This is a genomic window from Pseudonocardia sp. EC080619-01 (genome assembly GCF_001420995.1).
Taxonomy (GTDB): domain Bacteria; phylum Actinomycetota; class Actinomycetes; order Mycobacteriales; family Pseudonocardiaceae; genus Pseudonocardia.
Map to the genome: position 1 here is coordinate 2,803,590 of NZ_CP012184.1, position 25,235 is coordinate 2,828,824.

A 25,235-nucleotide genomic window follows, 5' to 3' on the forward strand; every position below is an offset into this window, starting at 1 on the left:
TCGGTCACGACGGATCGCACCTGTACGTGCGAGACCCCTCTCAGGTTGCCACTCGTTCGGGTGACATTAGCTTCAAGATCACTGCGTAGCGAAACCGGCACCCCCACCCCTCGTTGGGCCGTCGGAGGGACAGTGCGGTCCCCCAGCTCCCCATGACCCCCATCAGTTCGAAAGGACGCGCGAATGAACTCGCTCGCCCGCAACGCGCTCCGGTTCTCCCTGGCCGGCGCGGGAATCGCCGTGCTGGGTGCCGGCGTCGCCGGTCAGGCCTCGGCCGCCGAGCTCCCCGAGATCCCCGAGGCCCCGGACGCGTCGTCGCTGACCGACGCCCTCCCGGCCCCCGACGAGGACGGCACCGTCGCGACCGACGACAGCTCGGTCACCTTCGGCCAGATCCAGGGCCCCGAGATGGAGGCCTCCGGCCTGCCGGAGCTCCCGACCGCGGACTCGCTGCCGGGCCTCCCGGAGCTGCCCACCGGCGACTCCCTGCCGTCCACCGACGCGCTGCCCTCGGCCGACTCCGTGCCGTCCGGCGTCCCCTCGGGCGCGCAGCAGGAGGCCGACCTGCAGGCCGCCGAGGACGAGCAGTCCGACGACGAGGAGTCGAGCTCCCCCGCCGACGCGCTCCCGACCGACGCCCTGTCGACCGACGCTCTGTCGACCGACGCGCTCCCCACGGACGCCCTGCCGACCGCCACGACGCTTCCCGCGCCGTCGCTGCCCGGCGCCGACGCCCTGTCGGCCGACGCCCTCCCGACGGACGCGCTCCCGACCGACGGCCTGCCGGAGCTCCCCTCCGCCGACGCGCTGCCGTCCGCCGAGGACCTGCCGCTGCCGGACGCCGAGGCGCTCCCCACCCTCTCGATCCCGGACGTCATGTACGTCGAGGCGCCGAACGTCACCCTCTGACGCCCGGTCTCCCCCGATCGTCGGTCGCCGGGCTCCCCGACCGGCACCCCACGGCCGTCCGTCCCCGCTCCGCCCGCCGCACCGGGCGCGTGGCGGGACGGGCGGCCGTACCTTGTTCCGGGCGGTTCAGAACCCGCGGTGCCGCGGCTCCGGCGGCGGAGCCGGCACCACCGGTGCCCGCACGATCAGCTCGTAGCGGTCGAAGGCGCCCTCGTCGTCGCGCACGTGCCGGAGGAACCGGAACCCGGCCCGGCGCGCCACCCCGATCGAGGCCGTGTTCGCCGGATCGACGTCGATCGAGATCCGGTGCACGTCCCCGCGTTCGCCGAGGTAGCGGGCCGCGAGACGGACGGCCCGGGTCGCCAGCCCCCGCCGCCGGTAGGCCGCGTAGATCCCGTACGACAGTCCCGCCCGGCGGGCGAGGGGATCGAGCTCGGCCTCGATCGTCCCGGCCAGCACGGTGCCGCCGTCGAGCCGGATGCCGAAGCTGAGCTTCGGGCCGTCGTCGGCCCACCGGTCGATCGCGCGGCGCACGTGCGCCCGGACGGTCGCGGGCGTCCCCGGGCCGCCGCTCAGCCAGCGGACCAGCTCGGCGTCCTCGCCGGCCAGGTGCGGCTCCACGTCGTCCCAGCCGAGCGGGCTGAGGACCACCACGCCGTCCGCCAGCGTGTTCGAGGGCCTGGGCACGACACCCATCCTGCCGCACCCGTCGCCGTCCGTGACCGCACCCTCCCGGAGAATGACCCGGAGGCGGGATCAGGTCGTGGCCGCCCCCCTGACCCGGTACCGCACCAACAGCGTGTCGTCACCGGTGACGACACTGACCAGCTCGAGCCGGGCCGGGTCCATCCCGGCGCCGCGGGCGATCCTCCCCGCCTCCCCGGAGACGAGGAACGGCGCCAGGGTGAGGCGCAGCTCGTCGACCAGACCGGCCTCGGCGAGGCCGCCGAACAGCGCCGGGCCGCCCATGCAGTTGATCCGCCGCAGACCGCGCCGGCCGAGCTCGGCGACCGCTACGGGCAGGTCGACGGCGCCGTCGCCGGTGAGCACCACGTCGGCCCCCGCGTCGGCCCAGCTCCGCCGCAGGTCCTCGGGGGCGGCGGCGCAGGTCAGCACGATCGTCGGGACCAGGGTGTCGGTCAGCACCGGCGACGCCGGATCGAGGGACCGCCCGGACGCGGTGACCACCGCCGTGGACGGGATCGGGGCGAGACCGAACCGGCGGCGCCGGTCGTCCATCCGGCCGCCGTGCTTCACCCCGGTGAAGCCCTCGGCGGTGGCCGTCCCGGCCGCGACCAGGACGACGTCGGCGAGGTCGGTGCCCAGATCCAGCACCGCCCGGTCCGGTGGGGTCGACAGGCCCGCCGAGCCGCCCGCGACCTCGACGGCCCCGTCCGCGCTGGACACGAAGTTGACGCACACCCGCAACCGGTCGTCGGGGTAGGCGTAGAGCCGTTCGAGCTGTTCGGTGGACAGCGGGCCGGCGTCCCCGGCGGGAAAGATCTGGTGGATCACGCTCACGCGAGCAGTCTCACCGCGCGCGACGGTCGCCGCTCGCCGCGCACGGTCGCGACCATCTCGCAGGTCTCCCGGGTGGCACGGGCCTGGTGCGCACGGACCATCGCGACGCCGCGGTCCGCGGCGATCGCGGTCGCGGCGAGCGTCCCGGTCAACCGCTCCTCCAGCGGGACGGCCAGCGACTCCCCGACGACGGTCTTGTTCGACATCGCGAGCAGCACCGGCCAGCCGGTCGCGACCATCTCCTCGATCCCGCGCAGCACCTGCAGGCTGTGCAGGGTGTTCTTGGAGAAGTCGATCGCCGGGTCGATGAGGATCCCGCCGGCCGGGACGCCCGCCGCCACCGCCTTCTCCGCGAGCGCGACGGTCTGGGTGACCACGGTGCCGAGGACGTCGGCGTAGCGGGGCCGGTGCGGCTCGGTGCGCGGGGTGACGTGGTCGGTGTGCGCGCTGACGTAGCCGGCGCCGTAGCGGGCGGCGACGTCGAGGATCCCGCCGTCGGCCGCGGCCCAGTTGTCGTTGACGAGATCGGCCCCGGCCGCGCAGACGGCCTCGGCCGGTCCGGCCCGGAACGTGTCGACCGAGATCACGACGTCCGGGAACTCCCGGCGGGCCCACTCGACCGTCGGGACGACCCGGTCGATCTCCTCCTGCTCGGTGACCTCGGTGCCGGGGCTGGCAGGCACCCCGCCGATGTCGATGACGTCGGCGCCCTCGCGGACGACGGCGGTGATCCGGTCCCGTGCGGCCTGCTCGGCGAAGGTGACCCCGTGGTCGTAGAACGAGTCCGGGGTCCGGTTCACGATCGCCATGACCATCGCCCGGTCGCGGTTCCAGGTGCGTCCGCGGAACGTCAGGCTCGGCACAGGTCCTCCTCGCAACACGGCCGGGCCCGTCGGACCCGGCTCGTGTCCCATCTTGACCACCACCGGGCCGTCCCGGCCACCCGGTGCGGGCCGGGATCAGGCGTCGTCGCGCGCGTAGTCCCGCAGCGGCTCCTCGGCGACGGTCCGCGGCTCGGTCGCGATGCTCGTCCCGACCTGGCCGAGCAGCCGGGCCTCGTTCACCGGCAGCGCCACCGGGTCGACGGCGGGCATCACGGCCTGCAGGCAGGTCGCGCGGTCGATCCGGTCGGCGGACGCCGGACCGTCGTGCTCCAGCGCGTCGGCGACGACGGCGTACCCGACCGGGTCGGTCGAGCCCATGATCAGGTGCTCGGCGACGTGCGCGGGGCAGATCCGCTGCACGGGGATGTTGGCGGTCGCACCCTCGCCCCCGCGCAGCTCGGAGCTCGCCGCCGGCGGGAGGTTGGGGACGACGACCTCGTCGGTGACGGTGTAGACGACCGTGTAGTCGATCCCGGCGAAGGTCTCCGGCCCGTCGTTGAGGGCACCGAGGAACTGCGACCCGGTCTGCTGCTGGTGGAACGCCGGGACGCAGCCGGGCGCGCAGACCGGGTAGGCGTCGAGCGTGCCGTGGTTGGACGGGTCGATCCCGATCATGTCGGAGACCATGCCGCGGGTGTCCGGCCAGTACTTGAGCGCCCAGCGGGGCACCATGCCGCCCTGGCTGAACCCGACGACGGCGATCCGGTCGCCGGACTCGTCGTGCATCGTGCGGACCGCGTCGACGACGTGCTCGGCCGCGACCTGGATGTCGCCGGTGGCGTGCCGCGGCAGCTCCACCCAGCAGTACGACCGGCCCTCGGCGGCGAAGGCGCGGGCGTAGTTCCAGTCGAAGTTGACGTCCGGGTCGAGCGTGGTGCCCGGCACGAGCAGGACGGGTGCGCCGGCCGTGTCGTCGGACAGGTCGCCGAAGCAGGTGAGGTCCTCCCCGACCCCGGGGGCGGTGAGCTCCGGGCCGGTGGTGCCGTCGTCCCCGGGGGACGCCACCGCCACCCCGGCCGCACCCAGCAGGCAGGCCCCGGCCGCGGCGAGCGCCAGCAGCACGGACCGCGCGGACGTCGTCGTCCGGATCATGGTCGTCCCCCGATCTCGATCTTCTGATCGGGCAACGACGCACCGGCGCCCAGGTGACGGACACCCGGACGTCCTGCAGCTCCGGGCCGGTTCTCGTCGAAACGATGGGATCAGTGGCGGGTCCGGGTGAACGTCAGGTGGGTGACGCCGGCGGGTGACGACGTGGCCTCCACGGCGTAGTCCCGCTCGATGCCCTCCAGCCCGTCCCAGAGCCGCACGCCCCGGCCCAGCAGGATCGGCACGACGACGACGTGCAGGTGATCGACGAGACCCGCCGCGACGAAGTCACGGACCACGGTGGCGCCGCCCCCGATGCGGACGTCCTTGCCGCCGGCGGACTCGCGGGCCGCCGCGAGTGCCTCGGCGGGCGTCGCGTCGAGGAAGTGGAACGTCGTGCCGCCCTCCATCTCCAGCGACGGGCGGGTGTGCCGGGTGAGGACGTGGACCGGCGTGTGGAACGGCGGGTTCGGGCCCCAGTGCCCGCGCCACTCCGGGTCGGCGTGCCAGCCCGGGAAGCCGTACTTCCCGGCGCCCATGATCTCGGCGCCGATGCCGTCGTCGAACCGCTGGACGAACGCGTCGTCGACGCCGCTGCCGCCGCCGGCGCCCCACCACCTGATGGCGAACATCCACTGGTGCAACCGCTGCCCGGCGTGACCGAACGGTTCCTCGCGGGTCCGTCCCTCACCGGTGCCGAAGCCGTCCAGGGAGACGGCGAAGTTGTGGACGCGGACGAGTGACATGACGGGCTCCTCAGGCGGCCGGGGCGTCGCTGCTACCCGTACGACGTCCCGGCGGCCCGGAACTCATCGGACGGCCGGGCCGAGCGCCTCCGCGAGGAGGGGCGCGCCGGGACCCGCCAGCCAGTCGTCGACGCGCAGCAGCGACGGGAACTCCGCGCGGAGGGCGTCGAGGTCCGCGTGACCGGCGAGCCTGCCGTCCTCGAAGAGCGCCGCCAGCCGCCCGAGTACCGCGTCCTGCTCCAGCACGGCATCGGGCAGGCGGCTGTAGCCGATCGGACGGCCGGCGGCCCGGGTCAGGTGCTCGGCCAGGACCCTGCCGGTGACGGCGTCACCGGCGATGTCGAGGGTCCGGCCCGCGTAGCGGTCGGCCGCCCCGAACACTCCGGCGACGATCCGTCCGATGTCGCGGACCGCGATGACCTGGACGACCCGGTCCGGCGTCGTCAGGAAGGACATCCGCCCGCGGTCGAGCCCCGCTCCGGGGGCCACCAGGAGCTCCAGGAACGTGGCGGGCCGGACGATCGTGGTGGCGATGCCCAGCTCCCGGACGCGGGCCTCGATCCGGCTCTTGGTGTCCAGATGGGGGACGCCGGTCGGCGTCGGCCCCACGGCGACCGTCGAGCTGTGGACGAGGTGCACGACGCCGCAGCCCTCGGCGACGTCGGCCACCGTCGTCCCGAACCGGACCTCGTCCTCGTCCGTCACGGTGGCGCCGGCCTGGCCCGAGTTCGGCTGGACGCTGAAGACCCCGTGCGCGCCGGCGAAGGCCGCGCGGAGCGACCCCGGATCGTCGAGGTCGCCGCGGACGGTCTCGGCACCGGCGGCGGCGAGGGACCGGGCCCGGTCGGTCGACGGGTCGCGCACGACCGCGCGGACCCGCCAGCCGTCGTCCAGCAGTGCCGCGGCGACCGCACCCCCCTGCTGTCCCGTGGCGCCCAGCACGGCGACGGTCCTGTCCATGGTCACGTCCGGTCCTCCCCGAAGCCCCGGGGCGCACCGTCCTCATCGGTCGGGACGGTGTCACCCGCGTCGATGACGGCTACGCTAGAACCTGACACTGACGTCAGGTGCAAGCCTCGGACGGAGATCGACACGGGAGGCCGGGTGCGGATCGGCGAGGTCGCCGCCAGGGCGGGCGTCAGCGTGCGGTCGCTGCGCTACTACGAGGAGCAGGGTCTCCTGCGGTCCACCCGGAACCCCGGTGGCCAGCGCCGCTACCCGGACGGCGCCGTCGACCGGGTCGGGCTGATCCAGCAGCTCTACGCCTCCGGCCTGCCCAGCAGGGCCGTCCGCGAGATCCTGCCGTTCGCGGACTCCGGCGAGGTGTCACCCGAGCTGCTGGACCTCCTGGTCGCCGAACGCGACCGCCTCGACCGGCGGCTCGCGGAACTGCAGGACGTGCGCGACCGGCTCGACCGGTGCATCGGCGAGGCGCACGGGCAGGTCCCGCGCGACCACTGACCGGCCGAGGCCGAGCCGCTCAGGCCAGGTGCTTCCCCGAGATGGCGCGGGCGATCACCAGCTGCTGGATCTGCTCGGTGCCCTCGAAGATGTCGTAGATCTTGGAGTCGCGGTGCATCCGCTCCACCGGGTGCTCGCGGGAGTACCCGGCGCCGCCCAGGATCTGGATCGCCCGCTCGGTCGACCACACCGCGACCCGGCCGGCCTTGAGCTTCGACATCGACCCCTCGCCGGCGGTGAAGGGCACACCGTTGCGGCCCATCCACGCGGCCCGGTGCACCAGCAGCCGGGCGGCGTCGATCTCGGTCTTCATGTCGGCGAGCATGAAGGAGATCGACTGGTTCTCGATGATCGGGCGGCCGAACGCGACCCGGTCCTTCGCGTACTCCAGGGCGTACTCGTAGGCGGCACGGGCGATGCCGACCGCCTGCGAGCCGACGGTCGGCCGGGACAGCTCGAAGGTCTGCATCGCGGCCGAGCCGGTCGACCTCGCCCCCTCACGGGCCCGGGCGAGCCGCTCGTCGAGCTTCTCCTTCCCGCCGAGCAGGCAGCTGCCGGGGAGCTTCACCTCGTCGAGGAAGACGTCCGCGGTGTGCGATGCCCGCAGTCCCATCTTCTTGATCTTGCGGGTGGACTCCAGTCCCGGAGTGCCGGGCGGGACGACGAACGCCGCCTGCCCCTTGCTACCCAGATCCGGGTCCACGACGGCCTGCACGACGTGGATGTTCGCGATGCCGCCGTTGGTCGCCCAGGCCTTCTGCCCGGTCAGCGTCCACTCGTCGCGGGCCTCGTCGTACACGGCGCGGGTGCGCATCGCCGAGACGTCGGAGCCGGCGTCGGGCTCGGACGAGCAGAACGCGCCGACCTTCGGGTCGGAGGCGTCGCCGTAGCACTGGGGGATGAACTCGACCATCTGGTCCGGGGTGCCGGAGGCGAAGATGCCCGCCACCGCGAGGGTCGTCCCGAAGATCGCCATCCCGATGCCGCCGTCGCCCCAGAAGAGCTCCTCGTTGACGAGCGGCATCGACAGGCCGGTCTCGTCGCCCCAGAACGACGCGAGCGTCTCGAAGTTGTAGAGCTCGATCTTCGCGGCCTCCTGGAGGATCGGCCACGGGGTCTCCTCGCGCTCGTCCCACTCGGCGGCGGCCGGGCGGACGACGTCGGCGGCGAACCCGTGCACCCACTCCTGGAGCTCGCGGTGCTCCTCGGACAGTTCGAAGGAGGTCATCTACTTCTCCGCAGGTCGGTGCCGGTCGTCGTCAGGCGGACGGGATCTGGAACATCTTCTGCAGGGCGGTCGCGAATCCGACGTCGCCCTCGACCTTCAGCTTGCGCATCATGAACAGCGTCACCGGGTTGGCGTTGTTCGTGGCGACCTTGAGGAACTCGGTGCCGGGCATGGTCAGCGCGGTCCGGGGGTCCTCGTCGGTGCCGTGGGTGACGGTGCAGGTGCCCTCGTGCAGCACGGTCTTGAAGCTGTCGACGGTCGCGCCGTCCTTGATGTGCCAGTGCACGACCTGACGGTTCCCGCCGGCACCCTTCGACGAGTAGAACTCGCTCATCCGCCCGAAGATCGCCTCCAGCACCGGCCGGCGGATGTCCGACGACATGACGGTCGCGAGCTGCTGCTTCGACGCGCTCTTCACCAGCCGGGCGAAGATCGACGGATCGACGTCCTTCGGGTCGCCGTCGCGGAGCGCCGTCCCGAGCGTGGAGAGGAGCTCCTCGTCGGACAGGGACTTCGGGTCCACGCTGCGGCCCAGCTCGTTGATGTCGACCGTCTCGGCCATCGTTCGCTCCACCTCGCCGTGGTTGCCGTAAGTGCCCGGTACTCGCGGTACCGGGGTCGGGATGCTCGGTACTTTACGCATGAGTAGTTAAGGTGTCGAGATGACATCCCCGCCGGGCTCCCGCCGCCGTCGCCTGCCCCCCGAGCAGCGCGAGAAGCAGGTGCTCGACGCGGCCGTGCGCGTGTTCTCCCGCTCCGGCTTCCACGACGCGTCGATGGACGCCGTCGCCGAACAGGCCGGGGTGTCGAAGCCGATGGTCTACACCCACGGCGGCGGCTCGAAGGAGGAGCTGCTGCGGCGCTGCATCCGGCGCGAGTCCGAGCGCCTGCTGGGGTCGGTGTCCGACGCCGCCGGCGGCCCCGCCGCGGACGCCGAGGAGCGGCTGCGACGCGGACTGCGGGCGTTCTTCACCACCGTCACCACCCACCGGGACGGCTGGGCGGTGCTCTACCGGCAGGCCAGGACCGGAGTATTCGCCGACGAGGTGCACGAGGCCAGATCGCGCATCGTCGGACGGATCGCCGAGCTGCTGGCCGCCGAGCTCGCGATCCCCGCGGGCGCCGACCCGGCCGCCGTCGCCGGACCGGTGGCCGCGGCCCTGACGGGTGCGGCGGAGGGTCTCGCCGACTGGGCCGGTACGGCCGGCACCCCCGGAGCGGAGGACCCCGACGCGCTGGCGGAGACGCTGACGACCCTGATCTGGCCCGGACTCGAACGGATCCGCGACACTCTCACCTGAGCCGCCGAGGGTCGGTAAACATTTCTCGGCGCATTTCTCACCGCAATTCGGCTGCGCGCGGCATTATTCGGGTGCACACCCGATCGTGGACGTCACCCGACCGAGTGAGACCTGCGTCCAAGCAGGTCAGCACCCCTCGTTTGCTCCCGCTCCGCCGCAGGTCCGACCCCTACGAGCGACCCGGGACACCGGTTCACCGAATGCGGTGCCGAATTCGTCACCGCCGATCCGGTGGGCGTCCACGGTCGATCGCCACTACCTTTCAGGGCAGCGCGTACCGCCATTCCAGGTACGTGCACGTGAGAAGAGAACTGTCGAAGGGAACACCTTTCATGCGTCAGACCGTGCGCACCCTCACCGCCACCGCGCTGGCGGTGCCGATGACCCTCGGCGTCGCCGGCATGGCCTTCGCCGACGACACCTCCGAGCAGAACCAGACCTCGGACGCGACCGCCTCGTCCGGCCAGGCGGCCGGCACCGACCAGGACAACACGTCGCTCGCCCCGGTCACCCAGGCCAACCCGGCCGTCAACGCGACCGACGTGCTCGGCCTGGGCGCCGTCGCGAACGAGGACTCGGACACGGGCACCGAGCAGTCGATCGTCCAGGACAACGGGATCGACTCGGCCAACGAGCAGGACAACGCGGCCAGGACCGACCAGGCCCAGAAGACCGTCGTGGAGCAGATCGTCGGCCTCGCCGGCTGACCGGACTCCCGGCGCACCGGTCCGGGAGGCGGCCCCCCGCCTCCCGGATCCGGGACAGGTCGGAAAGATCAGGACGCCAGGTCTATCCCGCCGCTCCGGGTGCGCTTGAGCTCGTAGAACATCGGGTTGCGGGCCAGCAGCACGGCGCCGTCGAAGGCGTCGAGCGACTCCTGCCCCCGCGGGACCGCACCGAGGACGGGACCGAAGAACGCCACGCCCTCCACGTGCAGGACGGGTGTCCCGACGTCGTCGCCGACCGGCTCCTGGCCGGCGGCGTGCTCGGCCCGCACCTCGTCGTCGTGGGCGGGGTCGTCGGCGAACCGGTGCAGGCCGGCCGCACCGACGTCGTCGAGCGCGGCGCGCAGGGCGGCGTCCCGCGGGCGGACCCGCTCCTGGTGGTAGCGGTCCCCGAAGGCCCGGACGAACTCCCGGACCCCCGGCTCGCCACGCTCCCGGCGCAGCGCCGTGCCGGCCCGCACCGGGCGCCAGGCGCTGTCCCCACCCTTCTCGTGCTCGGGGGTGTGTCCCTCGCGGCCCTCGTTCAGCACGGCGAGGCTCATCAGCCGCACCCGCAGATCGACGTCACGGGCCGGGACCACCTCCTCGGTCAGCCACCGGAAGGCGATCCAGGCGAACGGGCAGACGGGATCGACGAACAGGTCCACACGGGTCGTCACACCGGCCCTGTTCCCACCGGCGAGCCGGATCACGCCTCCGGCGCGGGACGGGTGACGAGGCGCCGCGTGCGGTCCGGCAGCCGGTCGACGATCCGCCCGATCCGCTCGGTCGTGCCCTGCAGCGGCGCGAGCGCGTCGGCGAGCACCCCGATCTGCCGGTCGAGTGCGTCGATCCGGGCCGCCACCGCACGCAGGTCCGGGGCGACCGCGGTGAGCCGGTCCGCGGCCTGGGCCAGGTTCGTGTCGAGCGCCGCGAGGCGGGGGGCGGAGCCGTCGGCCTCGGTCGCCGGGTCGGCGACGGCGGAGGCGATCCGCTGCACCGCGCCGTCCTCCCCGATCGACGCGGCCAGCGCCGCCAGGTCGTCGCGGGTCAGGGCCAGCTCGCGCAGCGGTTCCACGGCGCCCGCGAGTGCGGCCAGGTCCTCCCGGGTGCGCGCCAGTTCGCGCAGCGGCGGTACCGCGCCGGCCAGCTCACCGAGGTCCGCACGGGCCCCGGCCAGCTCCTGCAGCGGTCCGACGGCCTCGGCCAGCCGGGCGAGGTCGCCCCGGGCGGCAGCGAGCTCCTCGACCGCTCCGACCGCACCGGCGAGCCCCTCGAGGTGGAGTCCCGCCGCGGCCAGCTCACGCAACGGCCCGACCGCCGTGCCCAGCTCGCGCAACGGGTCCACGGCGGAGCTCAGCTCCCGCAAAGGTCCGGTCGCCGTGCTCAGCTCCCGCAACGGGTCCACGGCCGTGCTCAGCTCCCGCAGCGGTCCGGTCGCCGTGCTCAGCTCCCGCAACGGGTCCACGGCGGTGCCCAGCTCCCGGAGCGGTTCGACGGCGCCTGCCAGCTCCCGCAGGGGCTCGACGGCGGTGGCCAGCTCCCGCAGCGGCCCCGCGGCGGACGCGAGCTCGTGCAGGTCCGCGCGCACCGCGGCCAGCTCGTGCAGGTCCTCCCGCACCGCCGCCAGCTCGCGCAGCGGCTCGACCGCGGCACCGAGCTCACGCAGCGGCTCCACCGCGGACGCCAGCTCCCGCAGCGGCTCCACCGCCGAGGCCAGGTCCCGCAGCGACCCGACCGCCCCGCCGAGCTCGCGCAACGGCTCCACGGCACCGGCGAGCACGCCGAGGTCGCGCCGGGCCCCGGCGAGCTCGGTCAGCGGACCGGCCGCCCCCGCCAGCTCGACGACCGCCGCGATCAGCCGGTCGACACGCTCGACCGTGGCCGGGTCGTCCCAGAGCGCGACCACCCGGCCGAGGACGTCGTCGAGCACCGGGGCGAGCCCGCTCAGCGCGGCGTCGACGCCGGCGATGCGGCGCGGCAGCGTGCCCAGCTCCCCGGCCACCGCGGGCAGTGCCTCGACCGCGCGCGGGGCGTCGGCGAGCCAGCCCGGGAGCCTGCGTCCGATCTCCACCGCGGCACCGACGGTCCCGACGGCGGCGCCGATCAGCGTCCCGGTGACGCCGGCGGGCGACCACGCGGACGGGAGGGGCTGCTCGGCCATCGCTCTCCTCGGGCTGTCGTACGGTCGCCGGTCAGCTTCGCAGATCGGGCGTCCGCACGGAGCACTCAGTACGAGGTGTCGTCCACCCGTGCCCCGCCGGTGGCACCGGACTCGCGGGCGGCGGCGTCGTCGAGGATCGTGGCCGTCCCGCTGGTGCCGAAGCGGGTCACGCCCGCGGCGTGGAAGGCCAGGACGGTGTCCAGGTCCCGCACCCCGCCGGACGCCTTGACCTGCACCTGCGGCCCGACGGTGCGGCGCATCAGCGCGACGTGCTCCGCCGTCGCCCCGCCGCCGGCGAACCCGGTCGAGGTCTTCACGAACGCGGCCCCGGCGCGTTCGGCGGCCCGGCAGCCGGCCTCGATCTCGTCGTCGGAGAGCAGGGCGGTCTCGAGGATGACCTTGACGACGCGCCCTCCCGCCGCCTCGACGACGGCCCGCACGTCGGCCTCGACGTCGTCGAGCAGCCCGCTGCGCAGGCGTCCGACGTTGACCACCATGTCCAGCTCGGCCGCGCCGTCGGTGACCGCCTGCGCGGACTCGGCGACCTTCGCCGCCGTGCTGGTCGTGCCGTGCGGGAAGCCGATCACGGTCCCGACCGCGACGCCGGTGCCGGCGAGCCGGGCGGCCGCGTGCGCGACGTCGCTCGGGCGCACGCACACGCTGAAGATCCGGTAGCGCGCGGCGACGTCGAGCTGGGCGTCGACGTCGGGCCGGGTCAGCTCGGGGCGGAGGATCGCGTGGTCGATCATCCCGGCGATCTCGGTGGCGGTGAGGGTCGGCGCGGGCACGGCGGTCCTCCTCTGTGGCGGGACGGTCCCCGCGACGGCGTGTGCTGGCGTGCACCGGGCAGGCTACGCGCCCGTGACCCCGGGTCGGCCGCGCCGACGGCCCGGCCCTCCGGTCACCACATGCGGTGACGGCCGGGCGCTGCGATGCTGACCCGGCGTGCCGGAGGTACCGGTCCGCCGAGAGGACTGGCGATGGTCGACGACGAGCAGCACCTGCCGGTCCCGGAGCCCGCCGAGGAGATCGGTCCGGCGCTGCGGTTCGAGCGGTCCCACCATCCCTCCGGCGCGACCGTGCTGCACGCGATCGGCGCCGTCGACGACGAGACGTCGCCCGACCTCTGGGTGGAGCTCGGCATGTGGTCCGAGGAGAGCTCCGACCTCGTCCTGGATCTGTCCGGTGTGGACTTCCTCGGCACCGCGGGCCTCACCTCGCTGCTGGAGGCCAGGGACGTGATCGGCGGCGAGGGCAAGCGGCTGCGGGTCGCCTGCGGCACCAGCCGTGCGGCCCGGCGCGCACTGCAGGTGACGGGCGCGATGGAGCTGTTCGACGTCGTCGACCGCATGCCGGAGGCGCCGGCCGCGTCGGCGGGCATGCTCTTCGCGGTTCCCGCACCGGACGTCCGGCTCGACGGGATGCCGCGCCGCGACGACGCGTAGCCGCCGCGGCACGGTCCCCGGTCAGGCGGGCACGGCCGGGTCCGAGGCCGCCACCGCGCCACCGGAGCGCCGCCGTCCCAGCAACGGGAACAGCGCCCCGAAGACGACCACGCCGAACACCGCGAGGACGACGGCCAGCGTGCCGGTCAGGGCGTCGTACGCCCCGGTGAGCAGCAGCAGCGCCGGGAGCCACCCGGTGACCCAGCCCTGGATGGCGCAGACCGCGCCGGTGTAGCGCCCGAGCTGCTCCTGTTTGAGCCCCAGCAGCAGGAAGAACAGCAGCCAGAGGAACGCCCAGTACAGCCAGATGACCCCGAAACCGGGATCGGCGAAGCGCGTGAAGTTCAGCCACGAGAACACCAGCGCCGAGATGAAGACGAACAGGCAGAAGTAGCCCAGCCCGGTGCCGTCCAGGTTCAGCGTGAGGTTCAGGGCGACGTACAGGTAGGTGAAGGAGAACAGGTAGAGCCCGGACGCCGCGAGGATCACGTCGGTGTCCCCGTTGGCGGTGAAGATCAGGTAGGTCGGCGTGATGATCTGCAGGCCACCGACGAAGAAGTTCATCGGCGCGGCGGACTTCGCGTCCACCCAGCCCAGCAGCATCACCCCGTTGATGAACAGCACGGCGCCGACGAACAACAGCCCGACAGATGCCATCGCTGACTCCCTCCCGTGCGGAGAAGTACGTGCGGAGAAGCAGGGGGTGCCCGGTGCCGGGCCGGATCGGGGGCGGTCGGGCTCCGGCACCGGGCGGTGCACCCGGCCGGAGCCCGGGTGCGGTCCGTGGTCAGGCGCGCGAGACCGGGACGCCCTGGCCCGGGTCGATACGGGTCGGACCGTCCTTGCCCGGCCGGACGTCGAAGCCGAAGATCTCGGTCGGGATGTAGACCGTCGAGCACGAGTTCGGGATGTCCACGACGCCGGACAGCCGGCCCTCGATCGGTGCCGCCCCCAGGATCATGTAGGCCTGGATGTCCGAGTAGCCGAACTGCTGCAGGTAGTCGATCGCGTGCAGGCAGGCCCGCTGGTACGACAGGTGCGAGTCCAGGTAGCGCTGCTCGCCGCCGAGGGTGACCGAGGTGCCGGAGAACGCCAGCCACTCGCTGTACTGCGGGTCGGTCCGGCCGGGCATGAAGATCGCGTTCTCGGAGACGCCGTACTTGTCCATCCCACCCTTGATGACGTCGACGTGCAGGTCCATGAACCCGCCCATCTCGATCGCCCCGCAGAAGGTGATCTCGCCGTCGCCCTGGGAGAAGTGCAGGTCGCCCATCGAGAGCTTCGCCCCGTCGACGAAGACCGGGTAGAAGACCCGGCTGCCCTTCGTGAGGTTCTTGATGTCCTGGTTGCCGCCGTTCTCCCGGGGCGGCGCGGTGCGTGCGGCCTCGGCCGCGGCCCGGTCGAGGTCGGCGCCGGACAGGCTGCCGAGGATCGCCGAGTCCGGGTTCGGTGGCAGCGCGAGCGGCGGCACCCGCTGCGGGTCGGTGTCGATCAGCGCCTGCTCGCGGGCGTTCCAGGTGCCGAGCAGCTCGCGTGACGGCGCGGTGCCCATCAGGCCGGGGTGCACGATCCCGGTGAAGGACACCTGCGGGACGTGCCGCGAGGTGGCGACGCCGCCCTGGAAGTCCCAGATGACCTTGTAGGCGTCGGGGAACTGCTCGGTCAGGAAGCCACCGCCGTTGCGGGTGGCGAACACGCCGGTGTAGCCCCAGCCCTGGCCTGCCAGCGGGCCGGAGTCCTCCTGCGGGATCGGGCCGACGTCGAGGATGTCCACGATCAGCAGGTCGCCCGGCTGCACGCCCTCGACGTGGATCGGGCCGGAGAGCACGTGCACGCTCGCGAGCGGCGCGTTCAGGATGTCGTCGGCGGAGTCGTCGTTGTGGATGGCTCCGTCGAACCACTCGCGGCAGTCGACCCGGAAGCTGTCGCCGGGACGGACGCGGACCTGGGCCGGCACGTCCGGGTGCCAGCGGTTGTGGCCGACGATCTGCTGGTCGGTGAACTTCTTGCGGGAGTCGAGCGGGAACACGACCTCGGGCATGACGACTGCACCTCTCATCGGATGACGGGTGGTCGCGCCTGGACGGGGCCGGTCCAGGCGGGATCAGGGACGCGGGAGGCCCCGGGTACGCGGGTCCGGCACCGCCGACGGCCGCACCCGGGTGCCCCGGCCCGGGAGCGAGGTGACGACGTCCGGCTCGGTCCGCGACCGCTCCGCGCGGTCGATCACCGACGTCCGGGCGCGGTCGGCGAGCCCCAGCATCGGCGCGGTGACCACGCGCGGGCACGGTTGCCCGCAGGCCGGGCAGGCGACGGTCTCCGGCGCCGTGCCGATGGGCCTGCGGACGTCGACCGGCCCGTCGTCCGCGCAGCGGTAGGTGTAGGTCGCCACTGCCCGTCACCCCGCCGATGATCGAGGAAATAGTTTCCTAGGAAACATAGGATCGGCGGCGAAGACGTGTCAACCGTCACAATTGCTGAATGACGTCCCAGGTCAGACCGTCCGCGGCGGCGAGGAACACGCGTTGCTGCAGGTGCCGGTCACGGACCTCGACGGTGCCCCGCGGGCTCTCGTAGGACAGCCCGTCGGACACCGCGGTCATCGGCCCGACGTCGGCGGAGCCGGCCCGGCGCATCAGCGACGTCAGCAGCAGCACGCCCTCGTAGCAGGACTCGCCGAGGCTGTTCAGGACCGGCGCCTCCGGACCGAAGCGGCGCGCGTGGGCGGCGGCGAAGTCCAGCCCGGAGGCCGTCGCCAGGTCCTCGAAGTACCCCGCGGACGTCATCAGGCCCCTGGTGTTGTCCGCGCCGGAGGCGAGCAGCACGTTCTCGTCGATCAGCGAGCTGAACCGCAGGATGTCCCGGTCCATCCCGGCCGCGGCGAACGCCCGGTTGAACTCGACCGCGTCGTTGCCGATCAGCAGCATCAGCACCGCCTCGCAGCCGCTCCGGTCGACCCGACGCAGCACGGTGTCGAACCGGGTCGTGCCGAGCGGCACGTACATCTCGTCGCACACCGTCCCGCCGATCCGGCGGAGGTAGCGGCGGGCCTCGTCGGCGGACCGGCGCGGCCACACGTAGTCGTCGCCGACGATGGTCCACCGGCGGACCCCGACCGTCTCCGCGAACCAGTCCAGCGTCGGGCCGAGCTGCAGGTCCGGGGTCTCGCCCGTGAGGAAGACGCCGGGGCGGCGCTCGCCGCCCTCGTAGAGCGCGGTGTAGGCGTACGGGACCCGGCCGTCGATCGCCGGCGCGACGGCCTCGCGCACCGCCGAGATGTGCCAGCCGGTCACGGCGTCGACGGAGCCGGCCCGGATCAGCGCGTCGACCTCGCGCGCGACGTCGGCCGGTGCCGCGCCGCCGTCGACCGGGAGGAGCCGCAGCTCACGGCCCAGCACACCCCCCGACGCGTTGATCTCCTCGGCCGCCAGCGTCCCGCAACTCTCGCAGGACGGACCGAAGATTCCCGCCGGTCCCTGGAGCGGGACGACGAGAGCCATCGTGATCGCGTCCCGCCGGCGCTCAGGCGGTAGCGAGAGACGCGGTGCCCCCATCCCGCTACGCTAAGACCGTTCCACCTGCGAGAACTGCTCCGTTCGGAGGGATAGTCGCTGTCGATGTCGCACCCGGATCCAGCGGAGACGCTTCGACTCCTCTCGATGGCGAAGCGGGAGGCCTCCCATCGGATGGAGGAGGCACTGCGTGCCGTGGGAGCCGACATCGACCGCTGGCGGGTGCTCTCGCTCCTCGTGGCCCGGGGCGGCTGCCCGATGAACGTCGTCGCCGAGCACGCGCTGCTGCTCGCACCGAAGTGCTCGAAGCTCGTCGACCGGATGGTCGCGGCGAACCTGGTCCTGCGCCGCCCCGACGACCTGGACCGGCGGCGGGTGCTGATCTTCGCCTCGGCCCGGGGCCGGGAGGCGCTCACCCGCTGGGACGCGGCCGTCGACGAGGTGGGGGCGCAGCTCGCCGAGCTACTGGGTGAGGACGCCGCGGTGCTCGACGCCGTGCTGCGCCGGCTCGCCTCGGGGGCCCGGAGCGACCCGGCGGCGTCCCGCACCGCGGGCTGACCCGAACCGCGGGCTGACCCGCGCCGGCGTCAGCGTCCCGGGGACAGCGGGCCGGGCTGCGCCGCCTCGGGGCCGGGGGTCCCGCCCAGCGCACCGGCGAGGAGCTCCCTGGCCCGCGCCAGGTGCTCGTCCAGCAGCGCCGCTGCGGCGTCCCCCTCCCCCGCCCCGACCAGGTCGAGGATCCGCTCGTGCTCGGCGATGATGATCTCCGGGCTGAGCAGCTCGCGGCCCTGCACCTGGGCCATGCACAGGGTCACCTCGGACGTCAGCGAGCGGTACATCCGGCTGGTCCGGGCGTTGCCCGCGGCGTCGACGAGTGCGGTGTGGAACCGCATGTCCGGCTCGACGACGTCGAAGCCGGCGGCGTCCCACCGGCGCCGGATCTCCGCGTTCGCCGAGCGCGCCTCCTCGGGCACCGGTGTCCCGGCACGGGCCAGCCGCCGCAGCACCTCGGCCTCGAGGATGGCCCGGGAGAGGTAGATGTCGCGCACGTCGTCCGGGCCGAGCCGGACCACGCGCGCGGTCTTGTGGGTGCTGCGTTCCAGCACCGACTCCGCGACCAGGCGCTCGATGGCCGCCTTCGCCGTCGCGCGGGCGACCTCGTAGCGGCCGGCGACCTCGGCCTCGGTGAGCGACGTCCCGGGGGCGAGCTCGCCGGTCAGCACGCTGCCGCGCAGGTCGTCGGCGATCGCGTCGACGACCGACGTCACGGTCACGCGGGCTACCACGACGACTCCATGAGGAGACCCTAACCATCCGTCGTCGAGCCGGAGGCTTTGCCCTACGAGTAATTCTGCTGAACAATCCGACGGACCGCGCTCGACAGGAGGATCCCGGTGGCGTCACGCAACAGCTCCGAGCCGCAGCCCGCGACCGTCACCGACGACCCGCGGGCCCGTCTGCTGGCCGGGCTGCACGGGTGCGTGGCCGATCCCGGCCAGGTGCGCGACGGCGAGCTGGCCCGGCACGTGGGCGCGCACGACGCGTCGCACTTCCACCTGCTGCCGACCGCGGTCGTCGCACCGCGCGGCGGCGCCGAGGTGGGGAGGCTGCTCGCGCTCGCGCACCGGCACGGCGTCCCGCTCACGTTCCGCTCGGGCGGGACCAGCCTCTCCGGGCAGGGCGTCACCGACCAGCTGCTGGTCGACACCCGGCGGCACTTCCGCGACGTGGAGATCCTCGACGACGGGCTGCGGGTCCGGGTGCAGCCGGGCGTCACCGTCCGGCAGCTCAACGCCCGGCTCGCCCGCCACGGCCGGCGGTTCGGGCCGGACCCGGCGAGCGAGGCGGCCTGCACCGTGGGCGGGGTGCTGGCCAACAACGCCAGCGGGATGGCCTGCGGCACCGTCGAGAACAGCTACCGGACGCTGGAGTCGGTGGTCGCCGTCCTGCCGTCGGGCACGGTCGTCGACACCTCCGGGCCGGACGCCGACGAGCGCCTCCGCGCCCTCGAACCGGACCTCCACAAGGGACTGCTCGTGCTCCGGGACCGGGTGCTGGCGAACCCGTCGTCGGTCGCGACGATCGGCAGGCAGTTCGCCATGAAGAACACCATGGGCTACGGGCTCAACGCGCTCGTCGACCACGCCGGACCGGCCGAGATCCTCACCCACCTACTGGTCGGCAGCGAGGGGACGCTGGCCTTCGTCGCCTCGGCGACCTTCCGCACGGTCCCGCTGCGCACCCGGATCTCGTCGGCGCTGCTGGTGTTCGACGACCTGTTCGCCGCCAACGCCGCGCTCCCGGAGCTGGTCGCGACCGGGGCGGCGACGCTGGAGCTGATGGACGCGACCTCGCTGCGGGTCGGCCAGTCGTTCGCCGACTGCCCACCCGAGGTGGCCCGGATCGCGGTCCGCGAGCAGGCCGCACTGCTCGTCGAGTACCAGGAGCTGGCCGACGACGAGCTCGCCGAGCGGGTCGCCGCGGCCGGACGGACCCTGGCCGGGCTGCCGACCGCCGAACCGGTCGAGCTGAGCACCGATCCCGCCGTCCGTGGCCCGCTGTGGAAGCTGCGCAAGGGGCTCTACTCGTCGGTGGCCGGGGCACGGCCGCAGGGCAGCACCGCCCTCCTGGAGGACGTCGTCGTCCCGGTTCCGGCGCTGGCCGGCACCTGCCGCGACCTGGCGGTGCTGTTCGACCGCTACGCCTACCGCGACAGCGTCGTGTTCGGGCACGCGAAGGACGGCAACATCCACTTCATGCTGACCGACCGGTTCGAGACCGACGAGCAGCTGGGCCGCTACCGCGACTTCACCGAGGAGATGGTCGATCTCGTCCTCGGTCACGGCGGCTCGCTCAAGGCCGAGCACGGCACCGGGCGGGTCATGGCGCCGTACGTGCGCCGTCAGTACGGCGACGAGCTCTACGACGTCATGCGGGAGATCAAGCGCCTCTTCGACCCGCACGGCGTGCTCAACCCGGGCGTGGTGCTCAGCGACGACCCGGACCTGCACCTCAAGCACATCAAGCTGTCCCCGGTGGTCGACGCCGAGGTCGACCGGTGCACCTCCTGCGGGTTCTGCGAGCCGGTCTGCCCGAGCCGCGACCTGACGCTCACGCCACGGCAGCGGATCGCCGCCCGGCGCGCTATCCGCGAGGCCGAGCTGACCGGTGACACCGCGCTCGCCGGGCGGCTGGAGGCCGAACAGGACTACGAGTCGGTGCAGACCTGCGCCGTCGACGGCATGTGCCAGACCGCGTGCCCGGTCCTGATCAACACCGGTGACCTGGTCAAGAAGCTCCGCCGCGACGACCGGTCCCGGGTCGACAGCACCGCCTGGACGACGGCGGCGAAGCACTGGTCGACGGCCACCCGGGGCGGCTCGGCCGCACTGACCACGCTGGCGAAGGCCCCCGCCCCGGCCCGGGCCGGGGTGACCGCGGCCAACCGCGCCGCCCGCGCCGTGGCCGGGACCGATCGGGTCCCGCTGTGGTCCGGCGAGCTGCCCGGCGGCGGCCCGCGGCGGCGACGCCCGGCGCCCGCCGCGGTGCCCGCCGCGGTGTACCTGCCGGCCTGCGTGAACACCCTGTTCGGCCCGGCCGGGGACGGACCCGGGGTGCAGGCGAGCGTCGAGGCACTGTGCGCGGCGGCCGGGATCACGCTGCTGGTGCCGCCCGGGATCGACGCGTTGTGCTGCGGGACGCCCTGGTCGTCGAAGGGGCTGCCCGACGGCTACGCGGCGATGCGGGAGCGGGTCGTCCCTGCCGTGCTGGCCGCCACCCGCGGCGGGGAGCTGCCGGTGGTCGGCGACGCGTCGTCGTGCACCGAGGGGTTCCACACGATGCTCGCCGACGCCGGCGTCCGGGTGGTCGACGCGATGCGGTTCGTCGTCGACGAGGTGCTGCCCCGGCTCGGGGAGCACCCGAGGGTGGCGTCGGTGTCGGTGCACCCGACCTGCTCGTCGGCCCGGCTGCAGCTCGATCCCGCGCTGCTCACGCTGGCCGCCGAGGTGGCCGACGACGTGCACGTCCCGGACTCCTGGGGGTGCTGCGCGTTCGCCGGGGACCGGGGCATGCTGCACCCGGAGCTGACGGCGTCGGCGACCGCGGGCGAGGCGGCCGAGGTGCGCGAGCGCGACGCGGCCGCGCACGTGTCCTGCAACCGGACCTGCGAGCTGGGGATGACGCGGGCCACCGGCCGGCCCTACGAGCACGTGCTGGAGCTGCTCGCGAGGCAGGTCGGCGTGAGCGCTCAGCCGGCGGGCCCGTCCGGCGGGTCGGCGCCGAGGTCCCGGTAGGGAGGGTCGTCCCAGTGGGCCTCGGCGCGGCCGACGCCCTCCCCGCGGTCGAGACCGAGGTACCGCTGCACGAACAGCGCCCGCCGTCGCTTCAGCTCGGGTTCGAGCGCGTCCTCGACGGCGGCGCCGAGCTCGGCCTCGGACCGGGCGCGCTCGTCGTCCGGGTCGTCGGTGGTTCCCTCCGCTGCCATGCGGCGCTCCTCCGGTCGTCGGGCCCCGTCGCCCGAGGATGCCTGTCCGGGGAGGTCTCGGCCAGGGCCGGTCAGGGCCGTCCGGCGGCGCGGACCCGGGCGTGGAAGCGTTCGACGAGCAGCGCGAACAGGTAGGGCTCCTCGAGGTTCGTGAGGTGTCCGGAACGGGGCAGCACCGCGAGGTCCGCGGCGGGGAGCGTCCGGCGCAGCATGAGGTTCGCGTCGAGGATGCCGTCGTCGCCGTCCCCGGCGACCAGCAGCGTCGGGACGCCCATCGCGGCGAGCGGCCCGCGCAGGTCGTAGAGCGAGGGCCGGGCGGCCTGCACCCCGCGCATCGTCGACGCCGCACCCACCGGATCGTGCTCGGCGAGGACGGTCAGGTGCTCGGCGTAGGTCCGCGGGTCCTTCTCCGCCAGGAACATCCGGCCGGGTGACGCGCCGTAGGACGCCGCGACGGCCGCCGCCCCCTCGGCGTCGTAGCGGTCGGCCAGCGCCCGCGACTCCGCCCGGAACGCCGCGTCGTGATCCGGGTGGGCGCCGTACCCGCACCCCGCGACGACGAGCGACCGGCACCGCCCCGGCGCGGTCAGGCCGAGGTGCAGCGCGCAGAACCCGCCCATCGAGTTGCCGATCACGTGCGCGGCGCCGGCGCCCGCCGCGTCGAGGACGGCGAGCGCGTCGGCGACCGCACGCTCCTGCGAGTAGGCGGCCGGGTCCTCCGGCACCTCCGACGGCGGGTAGCCGCGGGCCGCGTAGGTGATCACCCGGTGGCTGCGGGCGAAGTGCGCGACCTGGGGTCGCCAGGAGCGCTGGTCACCGCCGAACTCGTGGATCAGGAGCAGCGGGTCGCCCGCGCCGTGGGAGTCCCAGTGCAGGGCGACGCCGTCGTCGGTCCGGGTGCGCGGCATGGGTCCAGCAGAGCACATCCCGCGCGGCCCGGCGGCCGGTCAGCCGCCGGTGTTGAGCCGGGCGGCCCGGCGGGTCAGGTGGTCCCGCTCGGCCACGTTGGACGCCGCCCGCGCGGCCTCCGCGTACAGCCGCGCCGCCGTCGCGGTGTCCCCGGCCCGCTCGTGCAGGTACGCGGCCACCGCGGCGTGCCGGGGCACCGACCCGTCCACCTCGGCGAGCGCCGCCAGCCCGGCGCCCGGGCCGTCCGCCTCCCCCACGGCGACGGCGCGGTTGAGCCGGACGACCGGGCTGTCGGTCAGTTTCGCCAGCTCGTCGTACCACTCGACGATCTGCACCCAGTCGGTCTCCCCGGCGGTGCGCGCGTCGGCGTGCAGCGCCGCGACGGCCGCCTGCGCCTGGAACTCGCCCAGCCGGTCGCGGGCCAGCGCGGCCTGCAGGATCGCGACGCCCTCGGCGATCGCGTCGGTGTCCCACCGGCGTCGGTCCTGCTCGGCGAGCGGGACCAGGCTGCCGTCCGGTGCGGTCCGGGCGGCGCGGCGGGCGTGGTGCAGCAGCATGAGGGCGAGGAGCCCCGCCACCTCGGGATGGTCGATCGCGGCCGCGAGCCGCCGGGTGAGCCGGATCGCCTCGGCAGCCAGGTCGACGTCGCCGGAGTAGCCCTCGTTGAAGACCAGGTAGAGCACCCGCAGCACGGTCGCGACGTCGCCGGGGCGGTCGAACCGCATGCCCGAGACGGTGCGTTTGGCGCGGCTGATCCGCTGGCCCATCGTCGCCTCGGGCACGAGGTACGCCTGCGCGATCTGCCGGGTCGTCAGCCCCCCGACGGCTCGCAGCGTGAGCGCGACCGCCGACGACGCGGTCAGCGACGGGTGCGCGCACAGGAAGTAGAGCTGCAGCGTGTCGTCGGTGTCCGGTGCGGGCCCGGGTTCCGGTTCGTTGTCGGCGACGTCCTCGCGCCGCCGGCGGGCCACGTCCGCGCGGGTCGCGTCGAGGAACCGGCGCCACGCCACGGTGACCAGCCAGCCCTTCGGGTCGCGGGGCGGATCGTCCGGCCACACCCGCCATGCCTCGAGCAACGCGTCCTGCACCGCGTCCTCGCCCGCCGCGAAGTCGGCTCCGCGGCGGACGAGGATCCCGAGCACGCTCGGTGCGAGGCTGCGCAGCAGTGCCTCGTCCACCGGTGACGTCACTCGGTGATGGTCGGCGGCGCGGTCAGGAACGGGCGCAGCTCGAGCCACTCGTGGATCGGCTTCCCGCCGGCGCCGGGGGCCGCCGACAGCTCGCCCGCCAGCTCGACGGCGCGGTCGTAGCTGTCCACGTCGATGACCATCCAGCCGGCGACGAGGTCCTTCGTCTCGGCGAAGGGGCCGTCGGTGACCGGCGGGCGCCCCTCGCCGTCGTACCGGACGAAGGTCCCCTCGGGGGCGAGCGCCTGGCCGTCGACGAACTCCCCGGTCCCCTCGAGCCGGGCCGCGAAGTCGTTCATGTAGCGGATGTGCGCCGAGACCTCCTCCGGCGTCCACCGGTCCATCGGCACGTCGTTCACCGCCGCCGGAGCTCCGCGGTAGTGCTTGAGCAGCAGGTACTTGGCCATCGTCGTCTCCTCGGTGTGTGCGGCCCATCCTGGCCGCTCGCACCACGGGGACGGAGCCGGTCAGCCGTTCTCGACACCGCCGGCGGAATTTCTCTCCGCCGCGTACTCGTCGTCGGTGACCTGACGGCCCCACGTGACGGGAGTACCCGTCTCGTCGTTCTGCTGCATCGCGACGTGGGCCATGAACCGGTTCGGCGCCGCGCCGTGCCAGTGGTTCTCCCCCGGCTCGAAGAACACCCGGTCCCCGGCACGGACGACCTCGACCGGTCCGCCCTCGCGCTGGCACAGCCCGACCCCCTCGGTGACGTAGATCGTCTGTCCGTGCGGGTGGGTGTGCCAGGCGGTCCGCGCGCCGGGGGTGAAGTGCACGAGCGCGGCGGCGAACGTCGAGGTCCCGGCGGGCTCCGCGACGGGGTCGATGTAGACGTCACCGGTGAACGCGTCGGCCGGGCCCTTGCGGGTGTCGGGACCACTACGGGTGATCTGCATGGCTCCGGACGGTACGACGTGCGGACCGGCCGGGACGAGCCGAACCGCCGGGCTCAGCCCGCGAGCAGCGGCGGGATCAGGTAGATGATCTCGAAGGCCTCGTACACCGCGCCGACGACGAACAGCACCAGCGCGGGGACGGCGAGCCGGCCGGCCTGCCGCAGCCCGGCGACGTACCCCTGACGTCGGCTCTCCGCGCCGACGGCCTGCGGGCGCAGCCAGGCGCGCCCGATCAGGTAGGCGGCGAACATGACGACGACGTAGGCCTGGAACTCGATCAGCATCGTCAGCGAGTGCGGGATCAGCATCGTCGCCACGGTCTCGTCCACCGGCGCGAGGGCGACCCCGAACTCGAACGCCTTGTACCCGGCGAGGGCGATCCCGGCGAACGGCACGACCAGCGACGGCAGCAGGATCATCGCCAGGCCGACGGTCACGGTGTTCACCGCGAAGATCGTGAGGCTGAACAGCCAGACGTTGCCGAGCAGCGACACGACCAGATCGGTCGTCCCGTCGCCGTCCAGCGCCGCCGTCCGGGCGGCGGTCAGCTCGGGGAGGACCAGCGCCGTCGCCATCCCGACGAGGCACAGCCCGTACATGAGGGCGTTCAGGACGAGGTAGGCGCGCAGGTTGTCGCGGACGAGCGTGAACGCCGGGCGGACGAGTCTCATGTGGTCACCCCTTCCCGGGCCGGCTGGGTGCCCTGCCCGGATCCGGTGGCGACGGTAGGGACGCCGTCCGGCTGACCGGATCGGTCGAGCGGCCGGGACCTGCCGACCGAAGGAGGAGTGGG

General features: G+C 73.8%; 29 protein-coding genes. 7 read left to right on the top strand and 22 right to left on the bottom strand.

Annotation, left to right across the window (positions count from 1 at the left end):
* The first annotated feature begins 183 nt into the window (after positions 1-183).
* Positions 184-909, top strand: a complete 726-nt coding sequence (locus AD017_RS13145; RefSeq protein WP_060574397.1) for a hypothetical protein — start codon at positions 184-186, stop codon at positions 907-909.
* 126 nt (positions 910-1,035) lie between these two features.
* On the opposite strand, the gene AD017_RS13150 is transcribed toward AD017_RS13145, so the two are convergent.
* The 6 genes from AD017_RS13150 to AD017_RS13175 all read right to left on the bottom strand — a co-directional run bounded on the left by AD017_RS13150 (position 1,036) and on the right by AD017_RS13175 (position 6,109).
* Positions 1,036-1,596, bottom strand: coding sequence for a GNAT family N-acetyltransferase (locus tag AD017_RS13150; protein WP_157178917.1), 561 nt, complete (start codon positions 1,594-1,596; stop codon positions 1,036-1,038).
* Positions 1,597-1,665: 69 nt separating this feature from the next.
* Complete coding sequence (locus AD017_RS13155) at positions 1,666-2,430, bottom strand: dihydrofolate reductase family protein (protein WP_010224603.1); 765 nt, start codon at positions 2,428-2,430, stop codon at positions 1,666-1,668.
* Complete coding sequence (folP, locus tag AD017_RS13160; RefSeq protein ID WP_010224605.1) at positions 2,427-3,293, bottom strand: dihydropteroate synthase; 867 nt, start codon at positions 3,291-3,293, stop codon at positions 2,427-2,429. Before folP ends, AD017_RS13155 begins: the two co-directional genes overlap by 4 nt.
* A 96-nt stretch (positions 3,294-3,389) precedes the next feature.
* Positions 3,390-4,406, bottom strand: coding sequence for a triacylglycerol lipase (locus AD017_RS13165; protein ID WP_060574398.1), 1,017 nt, complete (start codon positions 4,404-4,406; stop codon positions 3,390-3,392).
* 110 nt (positions 4,407-4,516) lie between these two features.
* A complete protein-coding gene (locus AD017_RS13170) occupies positions 4,517-5,149 on the bottom strand; it encodes a dihydrofolate reductase family protein (RefSeq protein ID WP_060574399.1) in 633 nt (210 codons plus the stop codon).
* 63 nt (positions 5,150-5,212) lie between these two features.
* The gene (locus tag AD017_RS13175; RefSeq protein WP_060574400.1) at positions 5,213-6,109 is read right to left on the bottom strand and encodes an NmrA/HSCARG family protein; all 897 of its coding nucleotides are present in this window, start codon (positions 6,107-6,109) and stop codon (positions 5,213-5,215) included.
* A 144-nt stretch (positions 6,110-6,253) separates the two neighbouring features.
* Between AD017_RS13175 and AD017_RS13180 the strand changes: the two genes are divergently transcribed.
* Positions 6,254-6,610, top strand: a complete 357-nt coding sequence (locus tag AD017_RS13180; RefSeq protein WP_060574401.1) for a MerR family transcriptional regulator — start codon at positions 6,254-6,256, stop codon at positions 6,608-6,610.
* A 19-nt stretch (positions 6,611-6,629) separates the two neighbouring features.
* On the opposite strand, the gene AD017_RS13185 is transcribed toward AD017_RS13180, so the two are convergent.
* Both AD017_RS13185 and AD017_RS13190 read right to left on the bottom strand, forming a co-directional pair.
* The gene (locus tag AD017_RS13185) at positions 6,630-7,838 is read right to left on the bottom strand and encodes an acyl-CoA dehydrogenase family protein (protein ID WP_060574402.1); all 1,209 of its coding nucleotides are present in this window, start codon (positions 7,836-7,838) and stop codon (positions 6,630-6,632) included.
* A gap of 31 nt (positions 7,839-7,869) precedes the next feature.
* Positions 7,870-8,400 carry an SCP2 sterol-binding domain-containing protein gene (locus AD017_RS13190; protein ID WP_060574403.1) on the bottom strand — a complete coding sequence of 177 codons (531 nt, stop codon included), beginning with the start codon at positions 8,398-8,400 and terminating at the stop codon, positions 7,870-7,872.
* A 100-nt stretch (positions 8,401-8,500) separates the two neighbouring features.
* Here AD017_RS13190 and AD017_RS13195 point away from each other — a divergent pair, with 100 nt between their 5' ends.
* Positions 8,501-9,139: a TetR/AcrR family transcriptional regulator gene (locus AD017_RS13195; RefSeq protein WP_060574404.1), complete on the top strand. Its 639-nt coding sequence runs from the start codon at positions 8,501-8,503 to the stop codon at positions 9,137-9,139.
* 332 nt (positions 9,140-9,471) lie between these two features.
* The gene (locus AD017_RS13200) at positions 9,472-9,846 is read left to right on the top strand and encodes a hypothetical protein (protein WP_060574405.1); all 375 of its coding nucleotides are present in this window, start codon (positions 9,472-9,474) and stop codon (positions 9,844-9,846) included.
* Between the two features lie 68 nt (positions 9,847-9,914).
* Here AD017_RS13200 and AD017_RS13205 read toward each other — a convergent pair whose 3' ends face one another.
* The 3 genes from AD017_RS13205 to deoC form a co-directional block, all read right to left on the bottom strand.
* Complete coding sequence (locus tag AD017_RS13205) at positions 9,915-10,523, bottom strand: DsbA family protein (protein WP_029239192.1); 609 nt, start codon at positions 10,521-10,523, stop codon at positions 9,915-9,917.
* A 29-nt stretch (positions 10,524-10,552) separates the two neighbouring features.
* On the bottom strand, positions 10,553-12,007 hold the full coding sequence (locus AD017_RS13210; RefSeq protein ID WP_060574406.1) for a hypothetical protein: 1,455 nt from the start codon (positions 12,005-12,007) through the stop codon (positions 10,553-10,555).
* Positions 12,008-12,072: 65 nt separating this feature from the next.
* Positions 12,073-12,795, bottom strand: a complete 723-nt coding sequence (gene deoC, locus AD017_RS13215) for a deoxyribose-phosphate aldolase (protein WP_082399221.1) — start codon at positions 12,793-12,795, stop codon at positions 12,073-12,075.
* 192 nt (positions 12,796-12,987) lie between these two features.
* Here deoC and AD017_RS13220 point away from each other — a divergent pair, with 192 nt between their 5' ends.
* Entirely contained in the window at positions 12,988-13,452 is a 465-nt protein-coding gene (locus AD017_RS13220) for an STAS domain-containing protein (RefSeq protein ID WP_010230043.1), read from the top strand.
* Positions 13,453-13,473: 21 nt separating this feature from the next.
* On the opposite strand, the gene AD017_RS13225 is transcribed toward AD017_RS13220, so the two are convergent.
* From AD017_RS13225 to AD017_RS13240, 4 genes are all read right to left on the bottom strand, one after another.
* Positions 13,474-14,109, bottom strand: coding sequence for an AmiS/UreI family transporter (locus AD017_RS13225; protein ID WP_060574407.1), 636 nt, complete (start codon positions 14,107-14,109; stop codon positions 13,474-13,476).
* Positions 14,110-14,239: 130 nt separating this feature from the next.
* Positions 14,240-15,493 carry a formamidase gene (gene fmdA / locus AD017_RS13230; protein WP_010230048.1) on the bottom strand — a complete coding sequence of 418 codons (1,254 nt, stop codon included), beginning with the start codon at positions 15,491-15,493 and terminating at the stop codon, positions 14,240-14,242.
* Between the two features lie 63 nt (positions 15,494-15,556).
* The gene (locus AD017_RS13235) at positions 15,557-15,844 is read right to left on the bottom strand and encodes an FmdB family zinc ribbon protein (RefSeq protein ID WP_010230050.1); all 288 of its coding nucleotides are present in this window, start codon (positions 15,842-15,844) and stop codon (positions 15,557-15,559) included.
* Between the two features lie 76 nt (positions 15,845-15,920).
* Positions 15,921-17,006: a substrate-binding domain-containing protein gene (locus AD017_RS13240; RefSeq protein WP_060574408.1), complete on the bottom strand. Its 1,086-nt coding sequence runs from the start codon at positions 17,004-17,006 to the stop codon at positions 15,921-15,923.
* Between the two features lie 105 nt (positions 17,007-17,111).
* Between AD017_RS13240 and AD017_RS13245 the strand changes: the two genes are divergently transcribed.
* Entirely contained in the window at positions 17,112-17,522 is a 411-nt protein-coding gene (locus AD017_RS13245) for a MarR family winged helix-turn-helix transcriptional regulator (protein WP_060574409.1), read from the top strand.
* A 29-nt stretch (positions 17,523-17,551) separates the two neighbouring features.
* Here the strand turns inward: AD017_RS13245 and AD017_RS13250 are convergent, their stop codons facing one another.
* Positions 17,552-18,250 carry a GntR family transcriptional regulator gene (locus AD017_RS13250; RefSeq protein ID WP_060574410.1) on the bottom strand — a complete coding sequence of 233 codons (699 nt, stop codon included), beginning with the start codon at positions 18,248-18,250 and terminating at the stop codon, positions 17,552-17,554.
* Between the two features lie 108 nt (positions 18,251-18,358).
* Between AD017_RS13250 and AD017_RS13255 the strand changes: the two genes are divergently transcribed.
* Positions 18,359-21,259, top strand: coding sequence for an FAD-binding and (Fe-S)-binding domain-containing protein (locus AD017_RS13255; RefSeq protein ID WP_202968855.1), 2,901 nt, complete (start codon positions 18,359-18,361; stop codon positions 21,257-21,259).
* Here the strand turns inward: AD017_RS13255 and AD017_RS13260 are convergent.
* The 6 genes from AD017_RS13260 to AD017_RS13285 all read right to left on the bottom strand — a co-directional run bounded on the left by AD017_RS13260 (position 21,214) and on the right by AD017_RS13285 (position 25,113).
* The gene (locus tag AD017_RS13260; protein ID WP_060574411.1) at positions 21,214-21,450 is read right to left on the bottom strand and encodes a hypothetical protein; all 237 of its coding nucleotides are present in this window, start codon (positions 21,448-21,450) and stop codon (positions 21,214-21,216) included. The genes AD017_RS13255 and AD017_RS13260 overlap by 46 nt on opposite strands.
* A 71-nt stretch (positions 21,451-21,521) precedes the next feature.
* A complete protein-coding gene (locus AD017_RS13265; RefSeq protein WP_060574412.1) occupies positions 21,522-22,358 on the bottom strand; it encodes an alpha/beta fold hydrolase in 837 nt (278 codons plus the stop codon).
* A 39-nt stretch (positions 22,359-22,397) separates the two neighbouring features.
* On the bottom strand, positions 22,398-23,537 hold the full coding sequence (locus AD017_RS13270; RefSeq protein ID WP_202969041.1) for an RNA polymerase sigma factor: 1,140 nt from the start codon (positions 23,535-23,537) through the stop codon (positions 22,398-22,400).
* Between the two features lie 8 nt (positions 23,538-23,545).
* On the bottom strand, positions 23,546-23,953 hold the full coding sequence (locus AD017_RS13275; protein WP_010230615.1) for a YciI family protein: 408 nt from the start codon (positions 23,951-23,953) through the stop codon (positions 23,546-23,548).
* A 60-nt stretch (positions 23,954-24,013) separates the two neighbouring features.
* Positions 24,014-24,442, bottom strand: coding sequence for a cupin domain-containing protein (locus tag AD017_RS13280; protein WP_060574414.1), 429 nt, complete (start codon positions 24,440-24,442; stop codon positions 24,014-24,016).
* Between the two features lie 53 nt (positions 24,443-24,495).
* A complete protein-coding gene (locus AD017_RS13285; protein WP_060574415.1) occupies positions 24,496-25,113 on the bottom strand; it encodes a stage II sporulation protein M in 618 nt (205 codons plus the stop codon).
* Positions 25,114-25,235: the final 122 nt, after the last annotated feature.